14 protein-coding genes are annotated in these 13,798 nt (G+C 43.4%); 7 read left to right on the top strand and 7 right to left on the bottom strand.

Translation table 11 applies throughout. From position 1 onward, the window contains the following. Positions 1–53 precede the first annotated feature (53 nt). Both QUB11_RS07570 and argS read left to right on the top strand, forming a co-directional pair. Entirely contained in the window at positions 54–1,487 is a 1,434-nt protein-coding gene (locus QUB11_RS07570) for a transposase (protein WP_333103333.1), read from the top strand. A 44-nt stretch (positions 1,488–1,531) separates the two neighbouring features. Beyond that, positions 1,532–3,289, top strand: coding sequence for an arginine--tRNA ligase (argS, locus tag QUB11_RS07565; protein WP_333103332.1), 1,758 nt, complete (start codon positions 1,532–1,534; stop codon positions 3,287–3,289). A 104-nt stretch (positions 3,290–3,393) separates the two neighbouring features. Here argS and QUB11_RS07560 read toward each other — a convergent pair whose 3' ends face one another. The 6 genes from QUB11_RS07560 to QUB11_RS07535 form a co-directional block, all read right to left on the bottom strand. Beyond that, positions 3,394–6,393 (bottom strand): tetratricopeptide repeat protein, encoded by a 3,000-nt coding sequence (locus QUB11_RS07560; RefSeq protein ID WP_333103331.1) that lies wholly within the window; start codon positions 6,391–6,393, stop codon positions 3,394–3,396. 27 nt (positions 6,394–6,420) lie between these two features. Further along, complete coding sequence (locus QUB11_RS07555) at positions 6,421–7,263, bottom strand: YheC/YheD family protein (protein WP_333103330.1); 843 nt, start codon at positions 7,261–7,263, stop codon at positions 6,421–6,423. A gap of 187 nt (positions 7,264–7,450) precedes the next feature. Further along, on the bottom strand, positions 7,451–7,882 hold the full coding sequence (locus QUB11_RS07550) for a DUF4279 domain-containing protein (protein WP_333103329.1): 432 nt from the start codon (positions 7,880–7,882) through the stop codon (positions 7,451–7,453). Positions 7,883–7,912: 30 nt separating this feature from the next. Next, a complete protein-coding gene (locus QUB11_RS07545) occupies positions 7,913–8,152 on the bottom strand; it encodes a polymorphic toxin type 33 domain-containing protein (RefSeq protein ID WP_333103328.1) in 240 nt (79 codons plus the stop codon). A gap of 85 nt (positions 8,153–8,237) precedes the next feature. Further along, entirely contained in the window at positions 8,238–8,927 is a 690-nt protein-coding gene (locus tag QUB11_RS07540; RefSeq protein ID WP_242716182.1) for an ImmA/IrrE family metallo-endopeptidase, read from the bottom strand. Positions 8,928–8,942: 15 nt separating this feature from the next. Further along, positions 8,943–9,266 carry a helix-turn-helix domain-containing protein gene (locus QUB11_RS07535; protein WP_006634885.1) on the bottom strand — a complete coding sequence of 108 codons (324 nt, stop codon included), beginning with the start codon at positions 9,264–9,266 and terminating at the stop codon, positions 8,943–8,945. 254 nt (positions 9,267–9,520) lie between these two features. On the opposite strand from QUB11_RS07535, the gene QUB11_RS07530 reads away from it, so the two are divergent. The 5 genes from QUB11_RS07530 to QUB11_RS07510 all read left to right on the top strand — a co-directional run bounded on the left by QUB11_RS07530 (position 9,521) and on the right by QUB11_RS07510 (position 13,202). Then, positions 9,521–9,787 (top strand): hypothetical protein, encoded by a 267-nt coding sequence (locus tag QUB11_RS07530; RefSeq protein WP_006634886.1) that lies wholly within the window; start codon positions 9,521–9,523, stop codon positions 9,785–9,787. A 92-nt stretch (positions 9,788–9,879) separates the two neighbouring features. Further along, a complete protein-coding gene (locus tag QUB11_RS07525) occupies positions 9,880–10,584 on the top strand; it encodes a hypothetical protein (protein WP_333198390.1) in 705 nt (234 codons plus the stop codon). Positions 10,585–10,643: 59 nt separating this feature from the next. Next, entirely contained in the window at positions 10,644–11,012 is a 369-nt protein-coding gene (locus tag QUB11_RS07520; protein ID WP_333390184.1) for a hypothetical protein, read from the top strand. A gap of 56 nt (positions 11,013–11,068) precedes the next feature. Beyond that, positions 11,069–12,046, top strand: a complete 978-nt coding sequence (locus QUB11_RS07515) for a hypothetical protein (RefSeq protein ID WP_333390182.1) — start codon at positions 11,069–11,071, stop codon at positions 12,044–12,046. A gap of 76 nt (positions 12,047–12,122) precedes the next feature. Further along, positions 12,123–13,202 (top strand): hypothetical protein, encoded by a 1,080-nt coding sequence (locus QUB11_RS07510; protein WP_333390180.1) that lies wholly within the window; start codon positions 12,123–12,125, stop codon positions 13,200–13,202. A gap of 211 nt (positions 13,203–13,413) precedes the next feature. Here the strand turns inward: QUB11_RS07510 and QUB11_RS07505 are convergent, their stop codons facing one another. Then, positions 13,414–13,770, bottom strand: a complete 357-nt coding sequence (locus QUB11_RS07505) for a CU044_2847 family protein (protein ID WP_333198382.1) — start codon at positions 13,768–13,770, stop codon at positions 13,414–13,416. Between the last annotated feature and the right edge of the window lie 28 nt (positions 13,771–13,798).

Genomic DNA, 13,798 nt, shown 5'->3' with positions numbered 1-13,798 from the left:
TATTAAATCGAAAAAATGGTACATTAAAGTAGGTCGAAAAAAAGAAGTTTCCAATGCAAGTAACATACAAATACCGCCTCAAACCCACAAAAACCCAATTAGCAACAATTGTGGCTCATCTAGAACTCTGTCGTCGGCAGTACAACTACCGACTTGGCGAAAGATTCAGATGGTGGGAATCCACGAGAACGCCCGTCAACGCCTGTTCCTTGATTGTTTCGATAGTCCCTATTGAGGAGATTTATCAAAACATTCCTTTGGCGAGAGTGCAGACTAGGGATGGTAGAAAAAAGGATGAATTAGGTAATCCTTTGACTAAAAAGGGTGACATTTTCTCGAACATTGAAGGCGGTTATGTGCAGTGGCTAACCATACAGCTTGCCGACATGAAAAACACTAAAAAACTATTTCCTGACTATAAAGTGTTGGATTCACAGGTTTTACAAGATGTCGTCAACAGGGTGGAAACTTCCTTTTCAAATTTCACCACGCCGGATAAAAATGGCAATCGTAGGGGCAAACCCAAGTTCAAAGGGTTTCACTACTACAAATCTTTCACTTATCCTCAGTTGGACAATTTAAATATTGTCAAGGACGAGCAAAATAGGATTTGTATTAACCTCGCAAAGATAGGTCAAGTACCTATGGTTTTCCACCGCCCCATACCAACAGGGTTCAAGGTTAAGACGGGTATAGTTATTAGAGAAGCGGATGGGTGGTATATTTCCCTGACGCTAGAAGATAAGACGGTTCCTGTAACGGTTGCAGAAATTCAACCGACTGATGAAAAAACTTTTGGTATAGATTTAGGAATAACTAATTACGTTTATCTTTCTAATGGCGAAAGAGTTGAGAATCCTAGATTTTTGAGGAAGTCTGCCCAGAAGCTGGCAAGACTTCAAGCGAAGCTAGCTAACCGAGTTAAGGGTTCTAAGCCTTGGAAAGTTATCAAGGACAGGATTTCTAGACTTCATCAGTTCGTAGCCAGAGCTAGATTGGATTTTCAGTTTAAAACGGCACATGATCTGTTCGGGAAATGTGAAGTTTTAGCTGTTGAAGACTTGAGTGTCAAAAATCTGACTAGACGCGCCAAGCCCAAGACCGATATTGAGGATGGTAATTTGGTTTATTTGCCCAACGGTCAATCAGCTAAGAGTGGCTTGAATAAATCCATGCTTGATGCTGCTCATGGGCAATTCGCTAGCGTCCTAAAATATGTCGCCTGGAAATTGGGTAAAAGCGTTTTGTTTGTTGATCCGAAGGGAACTTCTCAACATTGCTGGAACTGCCTAAATAAAGTTCCGAAAGAATTATCGGAGCGGTGGCATTCCTGTCAGTGTGGAGAATCTTTGGATCGAGATGAAAACTCAGCTAAACTTATTAGAAAGATTGGTCTGAGTTACGAAAGTGGCGGGGGAACTCCGTCACTCAAAAAAGCCTTTGCAAAAAAGGAAAAAGAAGCCTGCGGTCTAACTGTACTCAGTTGACCGTCAGGTTGGTTCACAATAAACATCCAATCAAAATATTCAAGATGAACTCGATCGCTCAACAGTTAAAAGCAAAATTTGAAAAAGCATTCACCGCTGCATTCGGCGAAAGTTATGCAGGTGCAGATCCGATGCTAGCCGCCGCCAGCAATCCCAACTTTGGGGACTTTCAATGCAACGCGGCGATGAGTTTGGGGAAAAAGTTAGGAAAGCCCCCACGGGCGATCGCCTCGACAATCATCGAAAACCTAGATATTACTGACATCTGCGAAACCCCAGAAATCGCCGGGCCTGGTTTTATCAATTTGAAGCTGAAACCGGCTTATTTGGAAGCGCAAATTAGTGAGATCGCCGCCGACTCGCGTTTGGGGATTGAACCGGCGAAAACGCCTCAGACAATCGCGATCGACTTTTCGAGTCCGAATATAGCCAAAGAAATGCACGTCGGACATTTGCGATCGACAATCATCGGAGATGCGATCGCCCGCACCCTCGAATTTCAAGGCCACGACGTACTCAGAATCAACCACATCGGCGACTGGGGCACGCAATTCGGAATGCTGATCGCATACTTGCGCGAAGTTCACCCCGAAGCCCTCACAACCGCTGACGCCCTAGACTTAGGAGATTTAGTCGCATTTTACCGCCAAGCAAAACAGCGCTTTGACACAGACGAAACCTTCAAAGAAACCGCCCGCCAAGAAGTAGTAAAACTGCAAGCAGGCGCCGAAGACACCCGCCGCGCTTGGAAATTGCTGTGCGATCAATCTCGCCGCGAATTCCAAGTAATCTACGACTTGCTCGATATCAAATTAACCGAACGCGGCGAATCGTTTTACAATCCTCTATTGCCCGCTGTAGTCGAAGATTTAACCAACTTAGGTTTGCTAGTAGAAAGTGACGGCGCGAAATGCGTTTTTGTAGACGGTTTCACCAACAAAGAAGGCGAACCACTGCCGCTAATCGTGCAGAAAACCGACGGCGGCTACAATTACGCCACAACAGATTTAGCAGCAGTGCGCTACCGCATCCAAAAAGACAATGCAAAGCGGTTAATTTATGTCACAGATTCAGGACAAGCAAACCATTTTGCCCAAGTATTTGCAGTAGCCAGAAAAGCCGGTTGGATTCCTGAAGATGTCGAAATTGTCCACATTCCCTTCGGTTTGGTATTGGGAGAAGACGGCAAAAAACTCAAAACTCGTTCTGGGGAAACAGTGCGGTTGCAGGATTTGTTAGATGAGGCGATCGTCCGCACGCGCCAAGATTTAGAAGAGAGATTAAAAGTCGAAGAAAGACAAGAAACTGAGGAATTTATTGCTAACGTATCTCGAACAGTTGGTTTGAGTGCCGTTAAGTATGCCGATTTAAGTCAAAATCGCGCCAGCAACTATATTTTCAGTTACGACAAAATGCTCGCATTGCAAGGAAATACCGCTCCTTATATGCTGTATGCTTACGTGCGCGTGCAAGGAATTCGCCGCAAAGGTGAGATTGATTTTGATAATTTAGATGCTGGTGCGAAAGTAATCTTGCAGTCTGATGCAGAGTTGGTTTTAGCCAAACATTTATTGCAGTTGAATGAAGTGATAAATGCGGTTGGCGGCGATTTGTTGCCGAATCGAATTTGTCAGTATTTGTTTGAATTGAGCCAAAAGTTCAATCAATTTTTTGAGCAATGTCCGGTTTTGAAAGCTGAGGAACCGTTGCGGACTTCGCGGTTGATTTTGTGCGATTTGACGGCGAGGACTTTGAAGTTGGGTTTGGAGTTGTTGGGGATTAAGGTATTGGAGAGGATGTAATCTAAGGTTTGTAGCTGTAGGGTGCGTGAGAGCAATAAATATTTGAATCTAGATGATGAGACTATTTGCACTCACGCACCGCCCCAAACAGTATTGTATAAATTTTACAGTTCCCAGAATTTATTTCGCTTTTTAGGAGATTTTCCTTTCTTACCTTTATGTTGAAAATTTGCCAAGTCTATCTCTGCGTAGTTGAGGCGTTGGCGAAGCATTTCAAGGCTTTCCTGACAATCAATAGTTTCAGGATGTTTAGAGCCTAACTTTCGCTGAAGAATTTTAAAAAGTCGTAGCATTAGCGGTTCCGCTTCACTATAGCGATCCCGATCTAAATAAAAACAAGCCAAATTTTTGAGGCTAATTTGTACCTGAATATGGTCTTTTGCCAAGCAGCTTTCTCTAATTTGTAATGCTTTTACAAACAAAGGCTCCGCTTGGCTGTAGTGACCTTGACAGTAATATAAATAAGCTAGATCATTTAGACTAATAGCAACATCAGGATGTTCTTCTCCTAGCCAGTAAATTCTTGTTTTTAAAGCTTGTAAATGCAGAGGCTCTGCTTCATTATAGCGACATTGAGTATCATATAAATGTGCTAAATGATGCTGAGTTATTGCCAGATCGGGATGGTCTTCTCCCAATATTTTTTTCCTCATTTCCAAAACTTGGATTAATAAGGGTTCTGCTTCACTGGGATGATATTTTTCAAGGTATAACAGTGCTAGATTATTCAGGTGTGTTGCGACATCAGGATGGTTTTCTGCCAGTAATTGCTTTGTTATTTCCAAGGCTTGCTTATAAAAATTTTCAGCTTCAGCGTAGCGTTGCTGATGCTTGCAAATACGTGCTATATAGCTTAGTAAATTAGGCAAGTGGTTAACATTGCTAAAATCTTTGCTCTCCTCTATAGATCGCATTAACAGAGATTCAGCTTTTTCATATTCATCTTGTTCAAAATATAGTGCTACCAGATGGTTCAAGCAGGTTATGAGAAGATTAGTGTCTTCTTCACGCCAGTATTTGCTTAGATATAAGGCTTGCAAATACATAGTTTCAGCTTCATCATAACGACCTTGAAGGTTGTACAGGCTAGCGAGATTGATTAAACTGATTGATACGCAAACATTTTGTTCTCCGAGTAAGCGTTTGTCTAGTTCCAAAGCTTCTACTAATAGGGGTTCAACTTCCCTATAGCGACCTAGAGCTTTGTAGACGCAAGCCAAATTGCTGAGGCTTGTTGCCACTTGGGAATGCTCTGACCCAAAATGCGATCGAGTTACGGATAGACATTGCTCAAACCAAGGTAATGCTTGATCGTATAATCCTTGACCTGTATAAAATCGACCCAAGCCTACAAAAGGCACTGTTAAATACTTGTCATTCAGTAAATCCCTTAACTCTTTGTCTTTGGCTATCTCTGCCACATGGGGAATAGCAGGGGCAGCTATTTGAATCTGCTGATAAGTGGGTGAATCAGGGATTTGATCCGCTACTGCCCATGTGGCGTTTACAAATGCTTCTTTAAGTTCATTCACTTCTATTGACTCTTCTCGCTTCCCCCTCAAAAATTCTCGAATTAGGGGATGCAAACGACAGGCTGTATCACTCGTATACTTTAGCAGATGGCAATTCAATAAATCAGCTCTAGCTTCTTCCAAAAGTTCTAAATCAATTTCCTCATCTTCTGAGGTGAGCAGATAATGGTATGCTCCTTTCACTAGCCACCAAGGAATGTCAGCTAAGGCAAATAAACTCAGCATACAGCCCAATTTTTGGGCGTTTTCATATAATCGCTCCCAACTCAACTCAAAGGCAGCAGCTACCCCCAATTGGGCAGTCATTGTCGGGTCAGGTTTTTGGACAGCTATGTGTCTGAGTCGCTTTTCCTCCAGTAAAGACAGCATTGCCTCCAACGACAAATCCCGGCGATTATAAAGATAACACCCCACTAATTCCAACCCCAAGGGCAAATAGCCAAGCCACTCACATATTTGTTCGGCAACATCTAATTCCTGTTGAAAGCGATCGCCATCTTCAATCAGCACTTCCAACAGTCTCAGTGCCGCCTCTGCTTTCAGTTCATCCAATGGCAAATACGCCAAACCTCGCCCCAACTGTTCCCGCGATGTAATCAGCACCTTAAACCCAGATGATTTTGGTGGCAAATAAGGCTTTACCTCCTGCTTGTAGTCTGTGACATCATCGAACGCAATCAGCACATCTCCCGATGGCCAATTTTGCCAGCAGTACCTCAACTGATTTGGTAAATCAAAATCCTCTGGCGGCTTCAGGTTTAAGAGACTCCGCGCAAAACTAACAATTTGAAGCCCTACATCTCCATTTCTGACATCAATCCAACAAACACCGCCGGCACCGTCACCTAACCCCTCTAAATGTCGCTGCCCATAGCGATCGGCAAGTGCTGTTTTGCCAACCCCGCCCATGCCAATAATCGCGACAGCAGGAAGATTATTCTGTTGCTGAAACAACTCATCCAGCTTTTCAATATCCTGTTCTCGCCCTACAAACTCCACCACACTGCTGCGAGTAAGATTATCGTATTTCTCACGCCTCGGTTTGGCAAAGACTCGCTCCTTTTCCCTCAGAATAACATCGCACTCTTCTGGAGTTGCCGGAAATATTTCCTCATTTCGCCTGATGAAAACAGTGTCAGCAGGATAAGTTGTACTCCGTGTTGTTAAATCTCTGATCGTCCGGTGTAAATGGGGACTCGGCGGGATAGAAACCACGAAAATATTTTTGCCATCTATCTCAACTGTTTCACAGTGAACATCTGGAATAGGAGGCTCACAGGCAGGGTTAACCCTTTGCAGAATTTGTTTGGGGATTAGCAGGTTGCTAACATCAAATAAGTCTCTCGTACCATCAGGCCTTAACTCATCCCCAACCCCTATAATTAGATAGCCTTTTTGCTCAGCGGTGTTAACATTGCCATTAGTGAGTGATAGAATATCTCTGATGAACTCATCGCATTGCTTCTTGGCATCATCTTTATTGGGGTCTTTTAGTTTGTGCAGTTCCCGTTTGAAATCTAATTTCAAACCTTCGGGCTGGCTGATGAGTTTTCTAAGCTGCTGACTGTCCATAGTTTATGTCCTTTTAAAATCGAGCATTTACGGCTTTTTGTTAACAATTAAGGTATCCAGAATGCCTTTAAACATTGTTACGACAATTTGGCGATCGTTATCTCTGACAAAAATATCGTAATTAGGACTTGAGTTAATTTCAATTAACCAATAGGCTCCCTTTTTATCGATTGCTATGTCAAGCCCAGCATAATTAATCGAAATTTCCTCAAAAACAGGTTTAACAAAATCTTCAATTGCAGACATTAGAGTGGGATTAATTATATGTTTGGCTTTTGCACCTTCCCAGTGCAGCGGGCTTAAATTGCCCGCAAATTTAGCCTGAGATTTGTCTTTCTCGTACAGCAAAACTAGCTTTTCTTTGCAGAATACAGCCCGATATTCGTGGGCAATTTCGATATATTCTTGAGCTAGGGCCACATAGTCATAATCTTTGCTGTTGACGTTAAATATAATTTCTAGGGCTTCTTTAATTTGCTCTCTAGTTTTACATAAAAAAACATTGTTGCCACCAGCACCGCGATTTCTTTTGAGAATCACCGGGAAATCGAATTTTTTGTTTACTTCTAAAACTATTGATTCAATATCTGGGAAACTCAAATACTTTTTATACTTCTCCTCGCAGTGAGGCGAGACAAAACCGAGAGTTCTGGGAGTATTTATATTACCGTTTAATAGTTGATAGGTATATTCTTTGTCTTTAAAAATCTCTGCTACTGACGCGCTGTTAAATGCCGTCATGTAATTGACAAAATAATATTCTTCGCCGCCCTGTTTGAGTCTAATCAAGTTTTGGGAAGGATGCAGGATTTCGTAAGGGATATTTAATTCCTCACAAGCTTCGAGAACGAGACTGATATTTGTCAGCATAATTTGAACAGTATAAATGTTGAGGACTTACGCACCCTGACCTCAGAAACGCGGTTTCTTTGTCTATTTCTCCTGAGTAAATGCAAAACTCGTAGAAACCGGGTTTCTAGCCCCCATGCGTAAGCCCTGATTTTTTTCATTCACACTATACCACAGGAGGAAGCAATGAGCATAAATGGCGATCGCCTTACCTACTTACTGCTTTGTCCGATGTACTTTCTTCTGGCAAAACATAGAAATCAACATCGATTTCTGCATTCAGTTTAGCTGCTTGAGCGACAATATCTCGATCGAAATGTATGGCTGGTACACTGCCTCTTCGATAATAAATGACACAAGCAATCTCCGCAGCATAACACTTGCACAACTCAAGCAAAGGAACCCACCCGGGCTGAAGCTGTTCTAAAACCGAATTAATGTGTTCTTCTAAGTCAGCAGATTTTTCAATTTTAGAATACACGCTCCAACCATTTTCCTGATGCCGTCTAGTACCCCTAGGATTAATTAAGTCCCCTTTCCTCCAAGTTTCAGTTGGATTGATGCTTACCTTTACAGTCACTTCATCTGGATCGAATTCCATTCCCGTCAACATAAAGTAAGAGTAAATTTCTGACTCCATCAGCCCGCTCCTCTTTGATTAATTAATTAATTAAAAATCATTAATATTCAAATCCGTGAATTCACCGGCCCCAATACCACTTTTAGGTTTAACATAAATATTCCCTTCTGTGTCTTTGTAGAGGTCTCTTTTTGAAGCATTGCGTTTACCTTTGAGTAAATGAATGTTTTCACCCCCTCTCTGAAGCCTCTCGATTTCATCAATAGTCAGCAGCTTGTCTTGTCTCCAGTTTCGGTCTTCTTCACTATTCTCTAAATCTGTTTCCGTCATTCCTCACACCCCTAAAAATTTGAGAATCGCTTCCAAATCTCAAATCTCCAATTCGTTAGCGCAGCCCTCGAAGAGGATCGCACTTTTATCCAAACAACCGCTGCTGTCCGTTTGCCGCATCTTTCCCGGCATAAATCTCGCGCGTTCCCTTGGGAATGTAAATCCAATCGAATTCTTGTAAGCGGTTTGTTAAATTGGAAATGCTCACTCCCAATTCATCTCTCATTTTGTATAAATGCGACCACTTAGTTAAATCCCGTCCCTGTCTTTTTTCCTCCAAAATACACCGAGGCATCAACAAACAGCTTGCAAAATATTGCGCTTGCCATTCGATCGACAAAACCTTATTATCCGCACTCGCACCCCGACAAACAAACGGTTCCTCGACATCAGACGCCGTTTTTCCTTCATTGCCTAAGTTTAATTCCAACTGTTCCACAGTGCCGTCTGCTTCGTCTTGATTGACGTGTAGCACCCAGTGGCCGATTTCGTGGGCGATCGTCGATTCGATGAAGCCCGGCGGTTTTTCGAGAATCTGTTCGTTGATTTCGATTAACCGCTGCTGCGGCAAAATCCTTGCCGCGATCGCACCTTCTTCATCCGGCTCAATGCACTCCCAAACTACGCCTAAATCCAGAAAATCAGCAACCGTTGTCGCATCAAAAGGCCATCTCGGAGCAAAATTTTGCGTTTTCTGCATCTGCATCAAGATGTCATTTGCCAAACGCTCGATCGATTCTTTGGGATAGAAGCAATACGGCTTAAAAATACTCACTATGAGGGGCCTCTCTTACGCTTCAAAAGACTGTTTGAGCCAATCTGGATTTTCTTGCATCCGGCGGAAAAGAGCCTGCATTTCCTTCGGATTCTGCTTCAGCAGCGCTTCGTACTGCTGCGGCAGCCTCCCCGCCAAGAAAATCAATTCCTCTTCGTTTATGTCTAGATTCCGCGCTAACGCTCGGATTACCTCCTCTTTTGGCGCATAATCCGCTCGATCGTTCTCCAACTTCGACAAATAAGTAAAGTCCACACTTAGCATAGCAGCTAGCTCACGTTGTGAGTAAGCTTTGTCCTTGCGAGCTTGACGGATCAGTCTTCCAAATGTTTGTTCCACGGTTTTTTGCCTCCTGACAAGCATTCTAGCCTGTTTTGATGAAAAGTTCAACAAAATACTTGACGGGAAAATCAACCCGCGCTACCATGAGGTTAGTTGACGGTTTAATCAACTAGGGGAGCCTGACTGGTAGGGTTAAGGGTGCAAATTAGCCCAGCCCACACGCTACATATAGCGTCGTCAACTTCAGAGGAGTGAGAAGCGCTGGGCGTCAAAACGCTTGTACGCAGCAAATAAGGAGGAGCAGATCGCAAATGCTGAGAACCTGGACAGACACGCATTACAAGCTCGAAGACGATGACTGGCTATACATCGCCACCCACGAAGAACAAAGCTCAGCCTCACTGGTTTGTCCCGGCTACGCGCGGGATGGCGAAGGCTTCAGCATCCACTTCACCCCAGCGCACCTAGAAACGTTAGAGCATTTGCTCGCCGCGCTGCGGATTATTAAAGCTCAACAAGAGGCGATGCTTGAGTATACCTATCCCGAACCAAAAGCGACAACACATCTCATTCGGTAATCGAAGTTCGGCCACCAGCAATGTACGAGATTTAACTGATTACCAATTACCAATTCCCGGTAAAGCAATAAAGAACTAAGGAAAAACGAACAATGACTACTAAAACACAAGAAAGACCTACATTTTCAGTATTTGGTGCCAAACCGAGCAATGCTTTGCTAGTACCAGAAATCCCGATCGCCGTCCGCAATAATTGCCAAAGTGGCCAGTGGGCGATCGGCGACACCGACTACGGTTCCAAGTGTTCCATGACAATCCTCAAATTCTCCAAATTCTTCGGTTCCCTCGGTCAAACTTCCCACACATTGTGGGGTCAACTGTGGTTTGTCGCAGAAAGTGGCGAATTGCCGCAAGGAGTAGTCATGGTGACATACATCAAAAACCGCAGCTTGAACGATTTTAACCGTTTGGTAGCATCAGTTCAATCTCGCGGCGTAGAACCTGCAACCGGAATTTTTGTTCCCGAATTTGTCAAGCATTCCGGTCAGAAACCCGACGACAGCGGAGTAGTAAAACCGATCAACTACTACAGCTTGAAATGGTCTTGGAACGAGCGGAAAGATTGGGCTGTTATCGACCAAGCAGCAGCAGTTTTGTCAGATTCTAGCAATCAATCGCGGATGATTGACTTAGAAGGAACAAAAGCAATGGTGTGTTTAGATAACCTGCCGGCGCAGCAAGTTGCCTGCTTGATGGCTGCTCACGCTGGCGGTGAAAACGATGCTATGGCTTTGAATTCCAACGGCAGTATGTCGCTGCCGCCAGCCGAAGACCAATTAACTGCTGACTTGTTCTAATTTTGTTGTAAAGGCGCGATTTAATCGCGCCTTTGCCATAACTGTTACAACAGACTGAAATGAAGAAATTAACCAAGCTAAAAACCAAACCAAACCTGCAAGAAAGCCGTTTGAGAGAGAATCTGGAGCTGCTAGACCAAATTCGGACAGATGCAGTTAACGACCTCGAAAGTCTCACCGAGGACTTCCAGCACATGACTTTAGTTGCCGAATCAGTCCAGCGGAATTACCGAGCTTTGTTAGCCGAAAATCAATTGCTAAAAGGCGCACTTTTGAGTATAATTGATGAGTGCGCCTGCTGGGAAGGAAATCGGTGCGATCGCTGCTGGAAACTTCTCAAAATGCTAGCCAGCGATAATTCAGAAGAAAAACCCGACGCAGCCAGCAAGTACCGTTCCATTCTCAGCAAACTCCGCAACTTAGAATAACTGAAAACGTTTCACTAAAAAATCTCGAAAACTTATAATCAGGAGAAGCAAACATTATGACAATAGCAACTGCCAAGGATAGCAAAGCCCAAATTTTGCAAAACTTTCAGCAGATTTTAGCAGACAAAAAAAAGATCGAATCCAAAGTCGAAACCAAAGAACAGTCAGCCGAAAAAGCCAAAAACAAACAACTCCTCGAAGTCGCTTCCACCTACACAATTGACAGCATAGTCAAAGGCTTGGCCGACTTGCAATTAGATTTCGGCAGCATCATCAGCGGACTTTCCGAAAAACTAAAGGCGGAATCTTCCAAATTAGACGAATTAAAACGCGCGATCGAAATCGAAGCCCAACAATTGCAAGAGTTGCAGCAAATCCGAGTTGTAGCAGACGCCCTCCACATTTTAACTCAAGAGCACCGAGAAAAATTGACCCTGCTCGAACAAAACGCTGCTAACCAACGCGAAATTATCGAAAAAGACACGACCCAAAAACGCAAGGTTTGGGAAAAAGAACAGCAAGAATTTGATGCAGCAGTTCAAGAAGAAACTGCACTCATAACTAAAGAGCGTCAGCAAGAAACAGCCGATTACCAATACGAATTACAGCGCACCCGCAAAATCGAAACCGACGAATACGAAGAAACGAAACGCAAACTAGAACGGGACTTGCAAGAATCTACCCGCGAAAAAGAGAAAAATTGGACACAGCGCGAAAAAGTCCTCAGCGACAATCAAGCGGAGTTTGAAGAGAATCAAAGAAAAGCCGCCGGATTTGAAGAAGAACTCAAACAGGCTTATGTCAAAGCCAAAGAAGAAGCAATTCAAGAAGTTTCCCGCGAAGCTAAAGTCAAGGCAGATTTAGTGGATAAAGAATGGGAAAGCACTAAGCAAGGATATGAATTGAAAGTCCAATCTCTACAGCAGACTATTGATCGACAAACCGAACAAATTGCCGAAATTTCCGCGCAACTGCAAGCCACGATGAAGCAAGCGCAAGATTTGGCAATGAAAGCTTTTGCCAGCAAAGCTTAAAACCCAGTAAGGCGTGCAATGCCCACCTTACGGAAAAATGACAGAAATTTTCCCAAATATTAAGGAATGAAAAGTCATGAACAAAAGAGTTAGCGACAAAAGCACCAAGGCTGAAATTTTAGAAGCCTACAAGGAAGCAGCGCAAGAAAAAGCGCTGTTAGAATCGCAAATCCAACAGCTAAACGCTTCCCAAAAGCAAAAACCAGCCCCAGAAAAACCTATTGTGGAGGCACAAAAACCAATGGCTTTAACTCAAAATCCACAAAAAATGCAGTCCACAATCGACAATTTGATTTTGCTGCAATTTGGCTTTGGCGGCGCTGTCAGCGAGTTGTCTGAGAAATTAACTTCTGAAGCTGCTAAACTAGAAGAATTGCGGCGCACCGTGGGCGAGGAAATTCAACAACTGCAAGAGTTGCACAGTTTAGAAGATGTTGCAGAAGATACGCTGGACAATTTAATTCAACAGTACGAAGAAAGCGCGAAAACTTTTGCTGGCGAACTCAGCGAACAGCGCGAAACTGTTGAACAGGAATTGTTGGAACGCCGGCAAGCTTGGGAAAAAGAGCAGGAACTGCAAAAGTTGGCCGTTAAAGAACGCAATGAGCATCACCAAAAAGCTCGCGATCGGGATGAAGAGTTGTATGATTATGATTTGAATCTTCAGCGAAATCTGGACATCGAAGAATACGAACAGCGCCAGAAAAGGCTGTATCAAGAAATCGAAGAGTTTCAGCAAGAACAGGAGAAACAGTGGGCGGAACGCGAAAAATCTATTTCCGAACGGGAAAAACTTTACGCTGAGGTGAAAGCTAAGGTAGAAGCTTTCCCGAAAGAACTGGAAGCTAATATCAAGAACGGGAAAGATAACGGCCGCAATATTGGCAATTATCAAGCTAAAGTTAAGGCGGATTTGTCTGCTAAAGATATTGAAGGGCAAAAGCAAAATTATGAACTGCAAATTCAAGGGATGTTGCAGACAATTCAAAATCAAGATGCGCGCCTTGCTAGCTTGTCGAAACAACTGGATTCTGCTTTGAAACAGGTTCAAGATTTGGCGGTGAAGGCGATTGAGGGAGCATCGAATTTGAGTTCTTTGCAAGCAGTCAGGGAAATTGCGATCGAACAAGCGAAGACTCAGCAAAAAAATAAGTAATCCGTAGCGCTTTTAGGAGCTAATTAGGTTGCTTTAGATACCCGATTTCTTGAAGAAGTCGGGTATCTGGGTATTGAATGAGCGCATCACTCGGCGGTTGAAACCGCTACTCTACAAACGAAGTCCACTCCAAGCGGACTAAGAGAAAGTGCGTATTCTGTGTTGTTAGTTGGGTTTACTTAATTAGCTGCGATTAAGGATTAAAAACTGTTTAAGACTTTTCGCTTGCAGCCGATTTAGGAAACTTGCACTTTACCTCAACTTCTAAGTTGCTTTCTGCTGAACCTTCAGTAATGTAGGGGATGCCGGCTTTTCCACCCATTTTGATGGCAAATTTAAGTGTTACCTCTTCAACCTCAGCCGCACCAAAATCTTTAAAAGCCGTCACAGCATACATAGCATAATTGCGAATTAGCAGGCGAGCTTGCTGCATCCGATTAAGTGCATCGCTTCGCACGTCTCTCACTTCATCAAAAGGACTATCCTCCTCTGAGGTTGCGGCTTCGTCAATTGTGACTTCGTACACTTCAGAACCTTCTTTAAAAGCGAAACGCTGTAATTCTGACATAATGTTACCTTTTGTTAAGTTTTTGTAG

The organism is Microcoleus sp. B6-A1 (assembly GCF_036705085.1).
Lineage (GTDB): Bacteria > Cyanobacteriota > Cyanobacteriia > Cyanobacteriales > Microcoleaceae > Microcoleus.
Note: the sequence above shows the minus strand (reverse complement) of the source record. Positions and strands in the feature narration are given on the sequence as shown.